The sequence below is a fragment of the Microbulbifer rhizosphaerae genome (assembly GCF_014191725.1).
In the GTDB taxonomy this organism is placed as follows: Bacteria; Pseudomonadota; Gammaproteobacteria; order Pseudomonadales; family Cellvibrionaceae; genus Microbulbifer; species Microbulbifer rhizosphaerae.
Map to the genome: position 1 here is coordinate 149,205 of NZ_JACHWZ010000005.1, position 17,029 is coordinate 166,233.

15 protein-coding genes are annotated in these 17,029 nt (G+C 62.5%); 2 read left to right on the forward strand and 13 right to left on the reverse strand.

Annotated elements, in window-relative coordinates:
* Nucleotides 1-3 precede the first annotated feature (3 nt).
* Entirely contained in the window at nt 4-753 is a 750-nt protein-coding gene (locus FHS09_RS06855) for a DUF975 family protein (protein ID WP_183458087.1), read from the reverse strand.
* A 160-nt stretch (nt 754-913) separates the two neighbouring features.
* Between FHS09_RS06855 and FHS09_RS06860 the strand changes: the two genes are divergently transcribed.
* Nucleotides 914-1,498, forward strand: a complete 585-nt coding sequence (locus FHS09_RS06860; protein WP_183458089.1) for a DUF2939 domain-containing protein — start codon at nt 914-916, stop codon at nt 1,496-1,498.
* Between the two features lies 1 nt (nt 1,499).
* Entirely contained in the window at nt 1,500-1,877 is a 378-nt protein-coding gene (locus FHS09_RS06865) for a DUF2237 family protein (protein ID WP_183458091.1), read from the forward strand.
* Between the two features lie 204 nt (nt 1,878-2,081).
* Here the strand turns inward: FHS09_RS06865 and FHS09_RS06870 are convergent, their stop codons facing one another.
* The 12 genes from FHS09_RS06870 to FHS09_RS06925 all read right to left on the reverse strand — a co-directional run bounded on the left by FHS09_RS06870 (nt 2,082) and on the right by FHS09_RS06925 (nt 16,914).
* Entirely contained in the window at nt 2,082-3,041 is a 960-nt protein-coding gene (locus FHS09_RS06870; RefSeq protein WP_183458093.1) for an AgmX/PglI C-terminal domain-containing protein, read from the reverse strand.
* Nucleotide 3,042: 1 nt separating this feature from the next.
* Nucleotides 3,043-3,567, reverse strand: coding sequence for an ExbD/TolR family protein (locus FHS09_RS06875; protein WP_183458095.1), 525 nt, complete (start codon nt 3,565-3,567; stop codon nt 3,043-3,045).
* A gap of 1 nt (nt 3,568) precedes the next feature.
* A complete protein-coding gene (locus FHS09_RS06880) occupies nt 3,569-4,105 on the reverse strand; it encodes a biopolymer transporter ExbD (protein ID WP_183458097.1) in 537 nt (178 codons plus the stop codon).
* 1 nt (nt 4,106) lies between these two features.
* Nucleotides 4,107-4,772: a MotA/TolQ/ExbB proton channel family protein gene (locus tag FHS09_RS06885; protein ID WP_183458099.1), complete on the reverse strand. Its 666-nt coding sequence runs from the start codon at nt 4,770-4,772 to the stop codon at nt 4,107-4,109.
* A 217-nt stretch (nt 4,773-4,989) separates the two neighbouring features.
* Nucleotides 4,990-5,265: a hypothetical protein gene (locus FHS09_RS06890; RefSeq protein WP_183458101.1), complete on the reverse strand. Its 276-nt coding sequence runs from the start codon at nt 5,263-5,265 to the stop codon at nt 4,990-4,992.
* Nucleotides 5,262-5,711, reverse strand: a complete 450-nt coding sequence (locus FHS09_RS06895; protein WP_183458103.1) for a tetratricopeptide repeat protein — start codon at nt 5,709-5,711, stop codon at nt 5,262-5,264. Before FHS09_RS06895 ends, FHS09_RS06890 begins: the two co-directional genes overlap by 4 nt.
* Nucleotides 5,712-6,012: 301 nt before the next feature.
* The gene (locus FHS09_RS06900) at nt 6,013-8,811 is read right to left on the reverse strand and encodes a tetratricopeptide repeat protein (RefSeq protein WP_343057425.1); all 2,799 of its coding nucleotides are present in this window, start codon (nt 8,809-8,811) and stop codon (nt 6,013-6,015) included.
* Complete coding sequence (locus FHS09_RS06905; protein WP_183458105.1) at nt 8,804-10,699, reverse strand: hypothetical protein; 1,896 nt, start codon at nt 10,697-10,699, stop codon at nt 8,804-8,806. The genes FHS09_RS06900 and FHS09_RS06905 overlap by 8 nt, the downstream gene beginning before the upstream one ends.
* Before the next feature lie 264 nt (nt 10,700-10,963).
* A complete protein-coding gene (locus FHS09_RS06910) occupies nt 10,964-11,485 on the reverse strand; it encodes an AraC family transcriptional regulator (RefSeq protein WP_183458107.1) in 522 nt (173 codons plus the stop codon).
* Between the two features lie 136 nt (nt 11,486-11,621).
* The gene (locus tag FHS09_RS06915) at nt 11,622-12,686 is read right to left on the reverse strand and encodes an FAD:protein FMN transferase (protein ID WP_183458109.1); all 1,065 of its coding nucleotides are present in this window, start codon (nt 12,684-12,686) and stop codon (nt 11,622-11,624) included.
* Nucleotides 12,686-14,260, reverse strand: coding sequence for a general secretion pathway protein GspF (locus FHS09_RS06920; RefSeq protein ID WP_183458111.1), 1,575 nt, complete (start codon nt 14,258-14,260; stop codon nt 12,686-12,688). The genes FHS09_RS06915 and FHS09_RS06920 overlap by 1 nt, the downstream gene beginning before the upstream one ends.
* A gap of 113 nt (nt 14,261-14,373) precedes the next feature.
* Complete coding sequence (locus tag FHS09_RS06925) at nt 14,374-16,914, reverse strand: LamG domain-containing protein (RefSeq protein ID WP_183458113.1); 2,541 nt, start codon at nt 16,912-16,914, stop codon at nt 14,374-14,376.
* Nucleotides 16,915-17,029 lie beyond the last annotated feature (115 nt).

Sequence of the window (17,029 nt, forward strand, 5' to 3'; positions counted from 1 at the left end):
AAATTAAGCGTTTTCCGGCCCGGCACCGAAGACTTTGCGGTACACGACACCGTAGGCCACGGCCACGGTGGGAATCGCCCAGATCAGGCCGATCAACAGCGCCAGGCCGCCCACTATGTAGATCAGCAGGCACAGCAGCAGGAAGCCGAACATGGGGAACCAGTGCTTGGTGACCGCCTTGCGCGAGGTCTCCAGTGCCTGCCAGGGGCCGAGGCCTTTGTCCACGATCAGCGGGATCGCCAGGATGTAGGCCACCATCAGGTAAATGCCGGGGATGATCAGCAACATAAAGCCGATGACAATCAAAATCGACATCAGAATATTGCACACAACCAGCGGCACTATCTTGTCGAAATGGGAGAAGACCTCGGTGCCGGATACCGTTTCATCGCGGGCGATCTTGACGCCGATCATCAGCATCCCGGCCACCAGCGGTGCGGACAGGGCGGTGACAATCAGCTGGTGCAGCAGTGAGGAAGTGAGAGTTACGTTCGCGGCGTCCGCCGGATTGAAGGCGGGATAGCCGGTGATCAGGCTGGAGATAAAGGTAATAACCCCTACGGCGATCGCGTAGAGCAGGATGCCCAGCCACACAGTGCCCTTGTGGCCCTTGATGCGGCCCCAGGCCTCGCTGATGATTTCGCCAACGGAAATCGCGTAGTCCCCCGCCAGTCCTTTTTCCAGAGAGCCGTAGTCCCCGCTCTCTTCCCCCGCGGTCAACTCGGATTCCGGGGCTTTATAGATGTCACTCATTATTTTGATATCCTGTCTCGATTCTTTTTTGTCCAGAGTCACAGAGCCCATCCGACCAATATCTCACAGCCGCACCCCCTGCGACAATCCCACAGTAGGATTAGGCGATCGGTGCGGCAGGCGATAAGATCTGGCGGCGGAAAAAGTGAGAGCGCAAATTATGAAGAAAGGATTGCTGGTCTCGGCTCTGCTGCTGGCACTGTTTGCCGGCGGCTACGCCGCCCTGCCCTGGTACACCGCGAAGCAGATAGTGCAGGCCGCGGAGGCGGAAGACATCGAGCGGCTGCAGGGCTACATAGACTTCCCCACCCTGCGCGAAAACCTTAAGCTGCGCCTGCAGCAGCGACTGCGCGAATCCATGGGCGAGTCGGTGCCGGAAGAACTGAGCGAGCTGCTCACCGCCGGCGCCAACCTGTTTATCGTGCCTATCCTGAACCAGCTGGTAACCCCGGAGGGCATCGGTGACCTGCTGCGCGGCGGCAAAAACCTGCGCGAGTTCGAGCGGGAGCTATACCGGGATTCGCTGCCGAACGGGGAGTCTCCGGAGCCCGCCCCAATAGATCGCGAGGGCGACTGGCGGCTGCTGAGCTGGCATTTCGTGGACATCAACCACGTCGCCGCCGACTGCGGCGACGACAGCGGCGCGCAGCTGCGCCTGATATTGCAGCGGCAGGGACTGCACTGGCGGCTGGTGGATATCGCCCTGCTGGACCGGAAAGAAGAATTAAAGTGGACCGGAATTTGATATGAAAATGGAAGACTCCCTCAACGTATTCGGCGACCCCCTGCTGCCCTGCAGCACGGACCCGCTCACCGGCTTTTTTCGCGACGGCTGCTGCAACACCAACGAGCAGGACGTCGGCTCGCACACCGTGTGCGTGGAAGTCTCCGAGGAATTCCTGAATTTCTCCCGCGCCCGGGGCAACGATCTCAGCACCCCGATGGAGGAATTCGGCTTCCCCGGCCTGGAGCCCGGCGACCGCTGGTGCCTCTGCGCCGCCCGCTGGCTGGAAGCTCAAAAGCACGACATGGCGCCGCGGGTCTATCTGCAGCGGACGCATGTGAAGGCTTTGGAAATAGTGCCGCTGACGGTGTTGCGGCAGTATGCGGCGGATCTCAACTAGTTACTCGCCGAAAGGCACGGACACTTTGTAGGAGCCTGCTTGCAGGGCCAGCCCGCGCACAAAGCGGTGCTTTGTAAGCGCGCGAGCTGGCCAAGTAGGCTCCTACAAGGAAAGATCCGTAGGATGGGCAAAGCGGAGCGTGCCCATCAGGCGGTCGAAGATGGGCACGCTCCGCTTTGCCCATCCTACATAAAATCACCGAGATCAGGACGGCAGAAAGTCAATCGAGTAATTCAGCGTGGCTCGATCCACATTGGCCGCGCCGAAGTTGATCAGGCGGATTCTGGCCAGCAGTTTTCGCTCCAGGTCTGGGCTGTTCAGTTCGCTGCTGACTACCTTGATTGCGGAGACAGTGCCATTGGATTCGATGACCAACTGTACGGTGACCTTGCCCTGTAGCGTGGGGTCGCGGCGCAGGGCGCGGTTGTAGATGGCGTAGATGGCGCTCTTGTTGGCTTCCATTACGCTGCGGATGGATTCCTCGGCGCGGGCGGATTTTTCGCGGCGCGCTTTCTGGCCCGCTTCCCGGGCGGCGCCACTGGCCTGGGTGTTTTCGACCACGGTGGTCTCCCGCGCGGCCAGGGCTCTGCCGCCGGTGTCGCGGCTCAGTTTGCCGGTGTTGACGCCGCCGCTGGCAGTTTTGGAGCGGTCGGAGATCAGTGAGCGGCCTACGGTTTTCGCGCTGGTGGCGGCGCCCGCTGCCAACTGGCCGCTACTCACTTCCGCGATATCGACACTCTCGCGCATCGCCAGCAGGTCGTCCTGCATTTGCAGCAGTCCGCTGTTGGCGGCTTTCTTGCGTGCAAGCTCCACCTTTGCCGCCGGGGGCTTTTCCTGGATTTTGGGTTCTGGCTTCGGTTCGGGCTTTTTCGGTTCCGGTGCTTTTTTCTCCACCGGCTTTGGCTTGGGTTTCGGTTCCGGCTTGGGCAGGGTTTTCTTTTCCAGGATCACCTTGGCCAGTTGCGGCGGAATCCGTTCGGCCTGTTCGCGGGTGAGTTCCGGCACCGGTATCAGCGCCACGACGATGCCCAACAGGAGAAACGCGATCAGGCCGTGCTTGAGAAAGCGGACGAATCGCTTGTCCTCTTCCTCGCTGGCGGACCAGGGCAGTACCGTTTCCTGGAACAGCCAGGGGGCGAATTGGGGATTGATTGCACTGGCCATATCAGCTGCCGACCCCCACTTCCGGCGGGTCTTCCGGCGTTGTCTGGTTGACGGCAAAGGACATATCTCGGAAATCCGCCGCCGCGCAGGTTTGCATAATCTGTTTCAGCAGTTGGTAGGGCACTTTTTCGTCCCCCATGATGGTTACCGCACGGCCGGCTTCCTTTTTTTCCTCCGGCAGGGGGCCCGCGCGTTCGGCGTGGTATTTCAGTTCCGCCAGCAGCGGTGCTATCTGTTCGGCATTGCCGTCGATCTCGTCGACGCGTGCGATCGAGCGCTCGCCCACGAACAAGTGTTCGCCGTTGACGCGCACCAGGGTGGTCAACTCGGGTTTCTGGCTGGCGGTGGAGTCCGGCAGCTTGATGGTCTTGTCGGTCTGCAGCACTTCCACATCCGAGGAGTTCACCAGCAGGAAGAACACCAGGATGGTGAAGATATCCATCAGCGAAACCAGGTTGAGCTTCGACTGCTGTCTTTTCTGCCGCTGTTTGCGCTCTTGCAGCTTGGCGGCCACATTCAAATTCATTTTATTGCCCCGCTGCGGTTTCCAGGGATTGCGCTTGAGCCCGGGGCGCATCGCCCAGGGATACCTGTGGGAAGAGTTCCGCGTCCACCACCGATGCGGCTACCACCGCGCGATAGCTGCGCGCGGTGTCCATGGCGGCCACCAGGGTTTTGTAGGGGGTGTTCACTTCGGAGAGAATCACCAGGTCTTTTTTGTCGATGGATTTTTCGCGCAGCTGTCGTTTCACTTCCTGCAGGACATCCGACACAGTGTCAAAATCCGGATCGCCGTCCCGATGCGGTATGCGCTTGACCCGCATGCCCGCCGGGTAATTGATATCGATATGGGACTGGCGCAGCACCACTTCCAGCTGCCGGTTTTCCTCGCTGCTGGCGCCGCCGTCACTCAGACCGGGAAGGTTCAGCTTGAGCACTGAGATGTGCGAGAACACCATATTGAGTAGCAGCACCGGTACCAGGATGGTCATCAGGCTCATAAAGGAGGTGATGTCCAGTTCCCCTTCCTGCGTGGTGCGCCGGCGGATATTGAGCTTAAGCATGTCAGCTCTTCGCAGCCCGCTGCTCCGCCATTTGCGCGCGGCCCATGGTGAGCAGGTTGAGATACTTGACCCCGGCCATCTGCAGGCTGTCGATAATCTCGTTGGTCTTGTTCTGTAGCATGGAGTAGAAGAGCAGCAGGGGGATCGCGGAGATCAGGCCGAAGGCGGTGGTGTTCATGGCCACGGAAATACTGGAGGAGAGCATGGAGGCCTTTTCCGAGGGATCGGCATTGGCCACGGCGGTAAAGGCGGCGATCAGGCCCATGATGGTACCCAGCAGGCCGAGCAGGGTGGCGATATTGGCCAGGGTAGCGAGGTAGCTGGTGCGCTTTTCCAGGCGCGGCACCGCTTCCAGGATGCCCTCTTCGATGGCCAGGGCGATATTTTCATCCCGCTTGGCGTACTGCATGGTGCCGATGCCGGCGGCGGCGATGCGCCCGATGGCCGCCTTGTTTTCCCGCGCCAGCTGCAGTACGCCGTTGTAGTTGCGCTTTTGCAGCATCGGCAGTACTTGCTGGTAGGCGCGGCGGTTGGACGTCTTGGCGAGGGAGAGGAATATCCAGCGCTCCACCACCATTACCAGGCCGATTACCAGTACCAGCGCAATGGGGTACATGAAGGGGCCACCGTTTTGAAAGAAGCGCAGCAGCGCCTGGGTAAATTCCATGGTCAAAATCTCCGCGAAGATAAGTAATTAGTTATTTGGCAATGCGTAGGATGGGCAAAGCGTAGCGTGCCCATCACTCAGGTTTGATGGGCACGTCGCTGCGCTCCTTTGCCCATCCTACAAGCTGTTCACCCTGTAGGAGCCTGCTTGCAGGCGAACAGCTACGGAGCTCTGCTCTTGTTCGCCTGCAAGCAGGCTCCTACAGGGAGATGCTCCTTTAGTTAGCCTCTTCTTCTTCATTGGATCGCAGCAGTTTGATCTCCCGCTGAAATTCCGAATAATCCCGGTGCGCAAACACATCGCCGATGGTCTGCGGCAGGCCGCCGTCCAGGCGCGCGAGGCTGTCGGCCTGTTTCCAGGGGATGATATACAGCACCTTCGGTTGCTCCTGGTTGCCGATCACGGTGGATTCCAGTTCGATCACGTCCTCGGCGGCCGCGCCGCCGCCGGACAGTGCCGCGAGCAGGGCGCCGTATTGCAGCAGCTTTTTCATTGCAGTCTCCGCTCCAGATCCACTATCCAGCCGGCCAGCTGGCGGTCCTCTTCTTCCTGCAGCGCCTGGGCGGCGCGGTAGTGTTGCAGCGCCTCTTCCGGTTTGTGCAGGTAGAGGTCGAACAGTATGCCCAGGTTTATGTGGGCGTCCGCGTAGTCCGGCCAGCGTTTCAGCGCCTCCCGGTAGTGCTGTTCCGCCTCTTCGAAGCGGCCGGCGTCGCGCAGCAGGGCCGCCAGTTCGTTCCAGGCGAATACGTTGTCGCCGTTGGCGGCGATAGCCTGGCGTAGGCTCTGTTCCGCGGCCTCGGGTTTGTTCAGTTTTCTCTGCACTAAGCCCAGGTTGAGCCAGGGGCCGGAGAGTTTGGGCCAGCTTTCTGTCAGTTTTGTTAATTCGGCTTCCGCCGCGGCCAGGTCGTCGCGTTCAAAGGCCTGTCGTGCAATTTCCATTCCGTCCCGCGCAGCTTGCGGAGCGCGGTCCGCCTGGGACAGGTAGGGATTTGGGGTTCGCTGGCTTTCGCCGCCGGTTTCTCCTGTGCTTTCCTGCGGCCCGCGGGCGGGTGTGCAGGCGACCAGCGCCGTTAAAAATAGCGTGGTGAACAGGCGGATGCCGACGCGAAGGAAGGGGAGGGCAATCTCCTTCCAAGACCGTATGAGGCAGGGATGCCGATTACGAGCGTACAGGGAAGTATTCACAGCGTGTCTTGGAAGGAGGTTGCCCTTCCCTTCCGCCTCGTCAGTAAATTGTCTGTCAGTGCAGTGCATTGCTCCACCCCAGGGTTTTTTCCGGTTTCTGGTAGCGGGCCGGCAGCAGTTTGCCGAGGGAGTCGAAGCTGCGTTTTACCCAGTCGTCGTAGAGTCCGTCGGTGGTGCGCTGAATATTGGCTTCGTGCAGTTCAATGGCTTTTTCCTCGAAGGGATAGGCCTGTTCCTCCAGCAGGATTTCGTACTGCTCCAGCTCCAGCGCATTGAGGCCGTTGGGCCGCTGGGATTCCATCAGGTCGCGGCTCAGCTGGCGGTAGACTTCCGCCAGGCGGAAGTTCGCCTGGGTGGTGAATTCGGCGATATTGAATTTCAGCACCTTGCGGTAGTCGGCCACGGTGGTGTCCAGGGCGCGCTTCTTGTCCGCCAGGCTGGCCTTCAGCGGCAGCCGCAGGGGCAGGCGCGCGAAGGACTGGAAGCTCTGTTCCGCCAGTTCGCTCTGGGCGTAAGCGGCCAGGTAACGGCCCCGCGGGGATTCGACTTTGTTGTACGCCAGACTTTGCAGCCAAGGGTTGCGCTGTTGCCGCTGGGATTTGTCGTGGAGCTGGATCAACTGGTACTGGGCCTCCAGCCGCTGTTCCGCGGGTTGCTGCCACTGTTCGCTGTACTGTCGGTAGGCGGCGATGGCCTTCTCCGTTTCCCCCGCCTGCTGGAATTGTTCCGCGGCCATAAACAACGATTGGCGGCGCACCTCCGCGTCCGGATCGGTCTGCGCCAGCCGCAGCAGTTCGCCGGCAGCGGCGCCCGGCAGTCCCAGTGCCTGGAAAATCACTACCGCCTTCGCGGCCAGGGTCGGCGCCAGGCGGTGGGCGGGGTAGTACTGGCGGAAATCCGCCAGCTCCGCGCTGGCCCGCTGCCAGTCCTGCATGTCGATTAAATAGTTGATCGCGTCGTACTGGGCGGTGGCGGCGATATCCGTGCGCCCGCTGTCGCGAATACGTAGCAGATGGCGCAGCCCTTCTTCGTTGGGGCCCGACCCCATCGCCAGTTCCGCCTGGCGGTAGATGGCCGCCTGCAAACGCTGTTGCGCGGTTTTGTACGCGCTCTCCTCCGGCGCCGCCTCCTGAAGCACCGAGGTGTAGGCCAGCTCCGCCTGGGGATAGTCCTGCAATTCGAAATAGCTGTGCCCGAGCACTAGATAGAGGTTCTGTCTCTGGCGGCGGTCCGGTGGCGGCTGCCATTCACTGGCGCGTTGCGCTGCTGCGATGGCCTCGGGATAGCGGGCCTGGCGGAACAGGTTGTCGGCGGCGTCCAGGAGAACTGGCAGCGCGCGTCTGTCTCCGGGCCAGGCGTCGGCGAATTTCAGGCTGGCTTCGGTCTTGCGGTCCAGCCACAGGGTTTGCTGTTCACCTTCAGTGCGCTGCTGCATCCTGCTCGCGGCGAGAATGGCCCCGTAACCCGCCTCGGCGCCCCGCTGCGGGTCGCGGTATTCCCAGGCCACGGTGCTGTAAGCGATCCAGGCACCCGGGTCGTCGCCGGCGTGTTCCAGGCATTCCGCCATCAGGAAGACCATTTCCGGGGTGCCGCTGTCTTCGGGAAAGGTTTCCGCGTACTGCTGATAGAGGTCCGCCGCGGCCAGGTAGGCGGCGTGCGATTCGCGGGCAATTTTTGCCGCACTTTGTACAGACTTGCCGTTCTGTGTCGCTAGCGTCTGTTGTTTCGCTAGCGCTTGGGCCCGGGCGTGGTCGTACTTCGCCAGTTCCGCCAGCCAGGGGCGCAGCCAGTCGGCCAGTTTTTCCCGCTGGGCGTTGTCCGACTGCTGCCAGTAGTCGCTGCGGATACCGTAGCGTTGCACGAACTCCCGCTTTGCCGGCAGTACTTCTCCGGGCAGTCGGGCGTTCTGCAGTGTCTCGATGGCGCGCAGGTGGAGCGCCGGGGCCTCCGGGCTCTGTGGATGGTTTTCCACATAGGCCAGGTAGGTGTTGGCGCTCTCACGGTAGCGCTCCTTTTCCCCGTACCAGTCTCCCAGCGCGCGGTACAGATGGTGCTGGTAGGGCCGGTTTTCCCCGGCGGGGCTGAAGGATTCGATCGCCTCGGCGCCGCCCTGGTAGCTGAATCCCAGGGCCAGGCCGCGCAGGCTGTCCTCCGTCAGTCGGCGCTGGCCCGCGGGCAGTTCGTCGAAGGAAGCGCGTCCGTGGAGCTGGTCCAGTAGCTGCAAAAAGGTTTCCGCGGAGCGACGGTATTCGGAGGATTTGAATTCGGACCAGCCGAGCATGTAGCGGGCGTTGTCGGCAAAAGGGGTTTCTCCCTGTTGCAGCAGCGCGCGGAAGTCCCGCGCCGCGGCGGAATAGTCCCGGCGGTTGAAGGCGGCCTCGCCGCGGCGGAAGAGCACCTCGGCGATAAACGGGGATTCCGGGGTCTCCGCGGCGATTTTTTCCAGCGCCTGCAGGGATTCCCCCATTTCGCCATCCAGCGCCCGCGCCCGGGCGAGGCGGTAGAGGATATAGTCGTCTCCCGGGGTCCCCGCGGCCAGCGCCTCGTAGCGCTCTACCGCGCTGCGGTAGGAGACGGCGGTCCCGGGGTTGTCCGCCTGCTGCTGTTCCAGACGCTCCATTTCCAGGTCTGCCAGGCGCAGGCGGATCTGCCGCCGGGTGTGGGAATCGGTGTTGCTGGCCAGGGCCTGTTCGTAACTGCGCTGCAGTGTGGCGATATCCGGCTGTGGAATTTCGATCGCCGGTTCCTGCGGTATGGTTGCCGCGGGCAGGTCCGCAAGGGTTTCCGACGGCTGGTTGCCGCAGGCGGAGAGCAGGGTGCAGCCGATGGCGAGGGCGAGAATTTTTTTATTCACCGGCACCGCCTCCGGTGCCGGATTGCTCTCCAGATTGCTCTCCGGATTGAACAGCCGCGTCCTGCAGGCGCGCGATGGCCAGGCGGGTATGGGCGAGATACTGCTGTATCTGCCGCCGCTGCCGCGCCAGCTCGGCAATCACGTCGCGGCGTATGGATGCCTCGATGCTGCGGCTGGCTGCATCGATCTCCCGTCGCTGCGCGCGCAGCTGCGGGTGGGCCGCGTTGACTTTTTCTTGCAACAGGTTGAGTTGCGGCGCGCGCTGGGCGATGCGGTCTGCGCTTCGCCGCCGGCGGTCGGCATTTTCCAGTTGTTCGCCCAGCTCGTGCAGGGCTTTGCGCTTTTGCCAGAGGTTGTGGTGATATTCCTGGCCCGCCTGCCACAGCAGCAGGCCGCGGGCGCGCCGCAGGGTCTGCGCCTGCTGCGGGCGCGCCTTGCCGAGGGCGGCCAGTTTGCGGTAGCGGTCTTCCGCTTCCTCTGTCAGTGCGAGAAATTCCCCGCGCTCTCCATTTTCCTTATCCACCAGCGCGAGCGCGTCGCTGTCTTTTTCGATGCGCGCCAGCGAGGCCTCCAGTTGGCGATACTGCTGCCGGGCGATATCCACCTGCTGGTCGAACTGAGCACTGGTGTAGCTGTCCACGATAGCGCCGCGCCGCCGCTCCCGTTCGACGATCAACTGGTCGAACAGCGGCAGGCGCTGTTGCCAGTTGTCGATCACTCCTGCCAGCTGTCGCAAGTCGCGCAGTTCCGACAGGCGCAGCTGAAAATCGTCGCGCTGCAGAATCGGGCGCAGGTAGCGCAGGTTTTCCCGCATCAGCTGTGGGGCCTCCGCCGCCTCCAGCCAACCATAGCGCTGTGCGGTGCCGCTATTCATTATGGGGGCGGGGGAAAATTCCAGGGATTTCACCAATTGTTGCAGCTGGTGCAATTCGACCAATGCCGAGTGGTACTGCCGCTCGGCCTGTTGATAGGCGGTCAGGGCGGCGCGGGGCCGCTCGAGTTTTTCGTAGCTGTAGGGCAAGGCGGCCAGGGCTTCCTGCACCTCGGTGGACAGCGGCTCGCGCGCGGCCAGGAATTGGAGCGCGTCGATGGCGGATTGGTATTGGCCGCTGTTGATCGAGGACCATCCCAGCCCCAGCAGCGCCCGGTCCGCCCAGGGGGTGCGCAGGCGCACTTGGCGGAATTCGTCCGCGGCCTGCGCGTGGCGCTGCTGCAGGCCGTAGGCGTAGCCGGCGGCGATATGGGCCTTGTCCTTGAGAATGCTCAGTTCCCGCGGAGGTTCATCGACATCCAACACCAGGGCGCTGGCGCGGTGGTAGTGATCGATGGCTTCGGCGTAGCGCTGTGCGCGGGCCAGCGCGGCGCCGAGGTTGGTATGGCCGAGCACGCGGTATTTGAGCGGCAGGGTATCGCCGGCAAGCAGCTGCTGCGCGCGCTGCAGATCGCCGGTGCGCAGTGCCAGGTTCAGGGCCAGGTCGGTATCGTTCGCGCCGGATTTTTCCAGTTGTTGCGCGCTCTGCGGCCAATCCTCTTTCAGGTAGTTCAGTTCCGCCAGTTTCAGCCAGGCCAGCCGCCGGTATTTGGCCGGGGTTTCACCGCCGTTTTTTTCCAGCTGCTGCTCGAAGAGTTCCGCCGCCCGCTGCCGCAGGCCGAACCCCAGGCTGATACCGCCCTCGATCAGCGCCGCGTTGTCCGCGTGCGCGCGGATGCCGCCGCGATGCTCCGCCACCATCAGGGTGCTGAGTGCGTCGAAATAGTTGCCCTGGAAATACTCGTATAGGCCGGCGCCGTAGCGCATATCCTGGGCCTGTTGATATTTTTCTTCCGCCTCTGCGGGTATGGCGGCGCTGATTAGTGCCGCTGCCAGGAAGCGGGAGAGAGGAGGCACCAGAGAGGGCCGGGCGGCTCTGCTACCGGTGGCTTTTTGCGGGCACGGGCTAGGCGCCCCCCCTAAATCCGTCCCTGGAGGCTTGTCGGCGAGGTCCCTCTCGCCAACAAAACGGCAGGAACCGTTTTGGACGCCGAAGGCGCCCGAAGGGCAAGGGCCATGGATGGCCCGAGTCACTGTTCCGCAAAAAGCCACCGGCATCAGAGCCTTCGCATTGCGGTCATCGCATGGATTAGCGCTATTGGGTTTGTACTTCATGGCGAGCTAGGGCGCGGGCCACTGCACCAGCTGGAATTCCGGCTGCTGCTTGCCTTCCGAGTCCGCGATGCGCAGTTCGATCACTGCCGGTTCATCGGTTTTCTCCAGCTCCAGGTTGGCCGCGCGCTTGTACTCGCGGCCTTGGGGACCAATGCCGGTGAAGAAGGCGGAAACGCTGTAATTTCCGGATTTGAGGTTGCCCTTGAACAGCGGCTGGATGCCGCCGCGGATCAGCGCGTGCCGCTGGTGATCCGTGTACAGGTGGCTGGCCGCGAGATTGTTGTCGATATGCAGTTTTACCGCGTCCAGTTGGAAATATTCGCCCACGTCCATGGACACATAGACGGCGATCTGGCTCTGCGCCGGGTAGAGCAGGTCCTCCTCCAGGATCAGCAGGTCGCGGTTGAGCTTCAGCACTTCGCTCTTGAGCGACTCGAGTTTTTCCGCGGGAAAGTCCCCATCGCCGGCTGTCGCCAGCCCCGCGAAAGCGGCGAGGGAGATGATCAGGAGCTGGATACAGCGTCGCATCTGGGAGGTGCCTTTTTGTTTTCTTTTTGTAGGAGCCTGCTTGCAGGCGAACAACGAGGTCAAATCGAAGCTCGGTGGTGTTCGCCTGCAAGCAGGCTCCTACAGGGAATAGTGAACGATGAATTATCTCAGGGGATCATGTTTCCGGTGTGATCTGGTTGGCAGTTTGTGTCGCCGATGGTTGTTCAGTCGACGAATGGCGGGGCATATCCAGGCCGCGGCTGAAAAACAATCGTTTCTGGCTATCGATCACCGCCGCCTCGAAGCCGGGCAGGCGGTCGATCAGTGCTAGCCCTTTCTCTTTGCCCAGCACGAACACACTGGTGGACAGCGGATCGGTGTCGAAACCCCGCAGACCGATAATGCTTACGCTGATCAGTTTGTCGCTATCGGCGTCGCCAGTGTCGGTGGGCATGCCGGTAGTCGGGTTGAAGATATGGTGTACGCGGGCTTCGCCCTCGTCGATAAAGTAGCGTTCGTAGTCGCCAGAGGTGGAGATGGCGGTGTTTTCCAGCGGAATCACCACGGCGTTTTTGCCTTTGTCGCGGGGGTGGCGGATGCCCACCAGCCAGGGCTGGCCGCGTTTGTCACCGAGCATGCGCGCGTCGCCGCCGGCGCTGACACTGGCGCAGCAGACGCCGGCTTTGTGCAGGATATGGATCGCGCGGTCTACGGAATAGCCCTTGGCGATGCCGCCCAGGTCGATGCTGGTGTCCGGATGGGCGAAGCGCAGGGTGTTTTCCCCTTTGTTGAACCGCAGGTGGTGGTAGTCGATGGCCGGGAGCAGTTTTTCGGTAAGCTGGTTGTCCGCCCGCTGGTGCTTGCGGAAATCGTAGTGTTTGCCCAGGCTGGCGAAGGTGATATCGAAGGCGCCGTCGGTCTGTTGGCTGTACCAGAGGGATTTGTCGATCAGCGCGGCGAGTTCGCTGGAAATCTCCACGGTCTGTTTGCCGGCGCTGCGATTGACCCTGGAGAGCTCGCTGTCTTCCTTGAAGGGCGATAGTTCTCCGTCCAGGCGGCGGAATTCCGCCATCACCTGTCCGATCAGCTCCTGCGCCCTTTTTTCATCCTCGTGCCACAGCTGCACTGTGACTTCGGTGCCCATAATGGCCTGTTTTTCGTAGTGCCACTCGCAGAGTGCCGGTGCGGATAGGCAGGATAGGAGCCCGGTCAAAAATAATTTTTTTAGAAAGTTAACCATCAAATAATCGGTGCAAATGCAGTCATACTGTCGATTAGTGCACTGTTGCCCAGCCCGTGGTTGGGAAACAGGTTGGCAAAATTGCCCTGTTCGCCGTGCAGCGCCATATAGTTGAGTACTACGGTTTCCACCAGCAGGTTGACGTTGTTGGCCGCAGGGCTGGAGGTGGTCTCCACGTCGCCGGAGGCGCGCATATAGCCGAGCTGCTGGTGCAGAGCCTGCTGGTCGGTGCTGCCGCCGAGCAGTTGCGGGCGGCCTGCGGGATTGTATACCAGGAAGAAGGAAGCGGCGGTCTGCTGGTTGTCGCCGGTCCACACGCCTTTGCCGCGGCCGTCCACCGAGTCGTCGATCATGCCGTTGCTGAATACCGAGCCGTCGCTGAACACGTAGATCATCAGTGGCTGGTTCATCCGCGCGGCGTATTCCAGGCAGGCGCCGATACAGCGCCCGGCGCGCAGGTCGCGGATCTCGCCGGTGGCGCGGTCTCCGGTGTGGTAGTCATAGCCGCCCATGGTCACGGTGCCGGCGCCGGCGTAGCCGTTGACCACCAGCTTCATGGTGGAGGCGGTTTTCTGGAATTCGCGGTCGTTGTTGAACTCGGCACTGGTGAAGATGCCGGAGGGACCGACGATATCCGGGTCAGCGATCGGGTCAAGCTGAGAGGGATCGCCAAAGCGGTCGGCGAGATCGGCGCTTTTCATATAGCCGCACTTGACCAAGTCCTTGATTACCGCGTCCGCGGTGACTTTGGTATCCACCCTGCCCAGTTTGGCGTTGGAGATGCGGAATATGGATTCCATCACCGCCACTGTGTCCTGCTGGCTGAGCAGGCCCACCAGATCCCCCGAGTCCACCAGCCCGGTGACGTCGCTGGGCCTGTCCACCTTGGTGGGGCGCACTTCCGGATCGATCATCGCCATGGGCGCCATGGAGTTGCCACCGGACTCACTGGAATTGGAACCGATCAGGGCTAGCAGTTCGCCATTGGCGCCGGCGCGGTTGATGCCGTACATGGGATTGTGCGGGTTGTTGCCGGTGTCGTTTTCCGAGCGCGCGGGAATCACCGCGCCGTTGGTGGCGGAGGCGGTGCCCGCGGTGATCTTGTCGAGGATGCCGCGCAGCATGCCGCTGTCGCTGTGGAAGGCGAGGCCCAGGTCGGTGTTGATAAAGGGGCTGCCGGCGGTATCGGTGATGGACGGCACCATATCCCCGGGCAGCCCCTGTTTGCCGTAGCCGGCGGTGCTGAGGAAATCCAGCTGGCCGCCGCGCTGGCCGACCAGCACATTGGAACCGGCGATGTTGGCGCCGCCGGCCAGGTCGAAACAGATAAAGGGAATCTTGCCGGCGCCGCCTGCGGCGCTGACCCCGCAGGGCCCGCGCAGGGCTTCCAGGTCCGACGACAGCGCGGCGTGGGCACGGCGGGGATCGGCGAACAGGCTGAACAAGGAACCACCCAGCACCGTGGCAAGCCCGGTGCGGAATCCCTGGCCGAGAAAATCCCGGCGGCTCACCGGGCGGTGGTGGTCCGGGTGGCGCAGGGGCTGGTCGAGTTCGAAGTGTTTTTTCTTGCTCATGGTTTTTTCCCGATACCGATCGCGGCCAACGGCCGCTCCTACAGCGTGCGAAAACAACTTGTAGGAGCGGCGGGGCGGCCATCCGCCGCTGGCCGCGATCGATGTCGCTATTCCTAGTGAATCAAAATCATCGCACTGCCCATGGCCGCCGCGCAGGTCGCCTTCACCGTGGTCTCGGTACGGTCCGCTTCGCAGCCGCTGCCGCAGGCAGTCATCTTGTCGATCAGGTCCGAGAGCTCGCCTTCCACTTCCGCCCGCTCCGGGGCGGTGGCCAGCTGCGAAACAGTATTGTCGTGCCAGGTTATGTCGTGCCCCAGCAGGTGTTCGATCAGCGGGTCTATCACCAGCGACTTGTTGCTAAAGGCGGTATTTGCCGGTGCACTGAAATTGAAACCGGGGAAATAACTGCTCCGCGACGACGATTCAACCAGCGTGTTGCAGTACTTCACCGCCAACTGGGTGATGCCCATCTGCTGGGCGGCGAGGAAGCCGCGGATATCGCTGTCCACCGGCAGTTGCTGTTTCACCTTTTCCCAGGTTTCCACCACGTCGGGGTGGGTGCGGGGAATGCCGGTGGCGGCGGAGAGCGCCGCGTGTATCTGCTCAAAGCGGCGCAGGCCGATCCGCGGCTGCGGCGCCTGGTCCGCGGGCGCCGCCGGGGGCGCGGGGGTGGGCTCCACCCGCGCGAAGGTCTCGCCGCCCAGGCGCTCGAAGGTGAGGAAGAATTCGTCGAACTGCGGGCCTTTCTCCAGCGAGATAATCGTGCCCAGCGGCGAGAGCAACTGCCCCTCGGCCGGGGTGTAGCTGCCCGAATCCAGGGTGACGGAGAGGTTTGCCCAGGCCTGGCCGGTTTCCGCCTCGCGGCCGTTGATGCCGATACGCATACCTTCAAGGGCGATGCCGTCCGGATCGGCGCTGTCGTCCAGGCTGATAAATGTCGGCCGGTTGAACAGGTAGCCGTAGTTGTCGAACTGCTGCACCTCGAACATCACGTAGCTGTCGGGAATGCCGGTGTGCTCTTCCACCTTGAACAGCAGCAGGAATTTCTGCCCCACGCCCACTTCGTAGTTGGTGGCGATATCCTCCGCGGACAGCGCGCGGGAGTGAATCGCCAGCAGGCGCACCGCGCCCTGCCAGACGTTGTCGTTGGACACTTCGCTGCCCAGGGCCAGGGCGAAGGTGTCGTCCCAGGTGCTGAGGGTGTCCACCTCGGACGGATCGACGTCGCCGGTAAATTCGCCGTTGACGTACAGCTTGCGCCCCTCGACCGAATCGTAGGTGGCCACCACATGCTGCAGTGTGGCTTGGACGCGCTCGGCCATGTCGTCGGTCACCAGTGCCGGCATGCCGTCCGCGTCGGTGCTCTCGCTGCGGTTCTGGAACACGTAGTTGTACATGGCCTGGCCGAGGGTGAAGTTGCGAATATCGTTGCCGCCGGAGTAGGTCACGATGCGTGCCGGCCCCTCTTGGATGACGTTGGCCGGGGCTACCCAGGCCTCGACGGTGTATTCGCCGGTTGCTATCAAAGTGTCGTACAGCTTGCGACTGGTGGCGGTGGCCCCCTGGGCTTTGCCGCCCTTCAGCTGGATGCCCCAGGAGCCGAGCCATTCCACATCGCCGGACAGATTCAGGTCGATGGCCGGGTTGACCCCGGAGGTGTCGAAGGCGGTGGTGCCGGAACCGGTCTTGAACTCGTAGAGCGCGATCGCGTTGCTCTCGATACGCCCGCCGCTGCTGGCCACGATGCCGTCGGTGAGCAGCAGCGCCTTGCTGATCACCCAGTCGGGGTTCACCTCGGCGAGGGAGATGCCGTCGGCGAAGGCCTGGATGGCCGCGGTCATCTCTGCTTCGTTGTCCGCGCAGTCGTCCCAGCAGTTGTGGAATTCACTCCCCAGGCGCACGGAAAAGCGCGAGTCCGCCGGGTTGTCCAGGTTCATTTTGCTTTTCGCGGCCTCGTAGGCCTTGTCCACGTCGGCGCTGGCGAAATAGGGCTGCTGCGCGGTGCCGGCGTCCTCGCTGTGGCAACCTGCGCAGTATGTGCTCAGCAGTGGGTAGACGGTGGTGGAAAAGCCGGAACTGGAGGCGGGGAAGCTTTTACTCGCACCCACGGTGCGCTCCACCGGCGGGGTGAGGGTGATGCTGTTCACCAGGCTGCCGCTCTCCCTGGCCCACTCCTCGATATAGTTGGTGATGATTTCCGCACAGGCATCGGCGCTGGACAGCCAGCAGTTGTGGCCGCCGCCGACCTTGGTCACCAGGCGGGATTCCGCCGGGCGGGCCAAGTCCACCAGGCCGCGGCCGTCGCCGTAGGCCGCGTTGATATCGTCGCCGCGCACGAAGTGCGGGCTCTGGTTGCCCTCGACATGACAACTGCCGCAGCGGTTCTGCGCCGCCAGGTTGTCCCAGATATAGCGTTTGTACTGTTGTACGTCGTCGGTTTCCGGGGGTGGGCCGGAATAGCTGGTGCCGCCGCCGCCGGGATTGGTATTGGGTTGTTCTTCGGTGTCCTGGCCGCTGCCGCCGCTGCAGCCCGTCAGGATTGCCCCAGCCAGAAAAAGGCCCCAGGCAAACGGCGTTGAATGGACCCTGGTGGCGGCCCTGCTGCCGGAAGTTGTTTGCGAGACACGGGCTAGGCGCCCCCCCGGTGAATACATCCCTGTAGGCTTGTCCGCGAGGTCCCTCTCGCAGACAGTCTCGCAAACAACTTCCGGCATCAGGGCCTTAGCATTAAGTTCATAGTTTTTTACAGACGGGGTATTTTGAATTCCC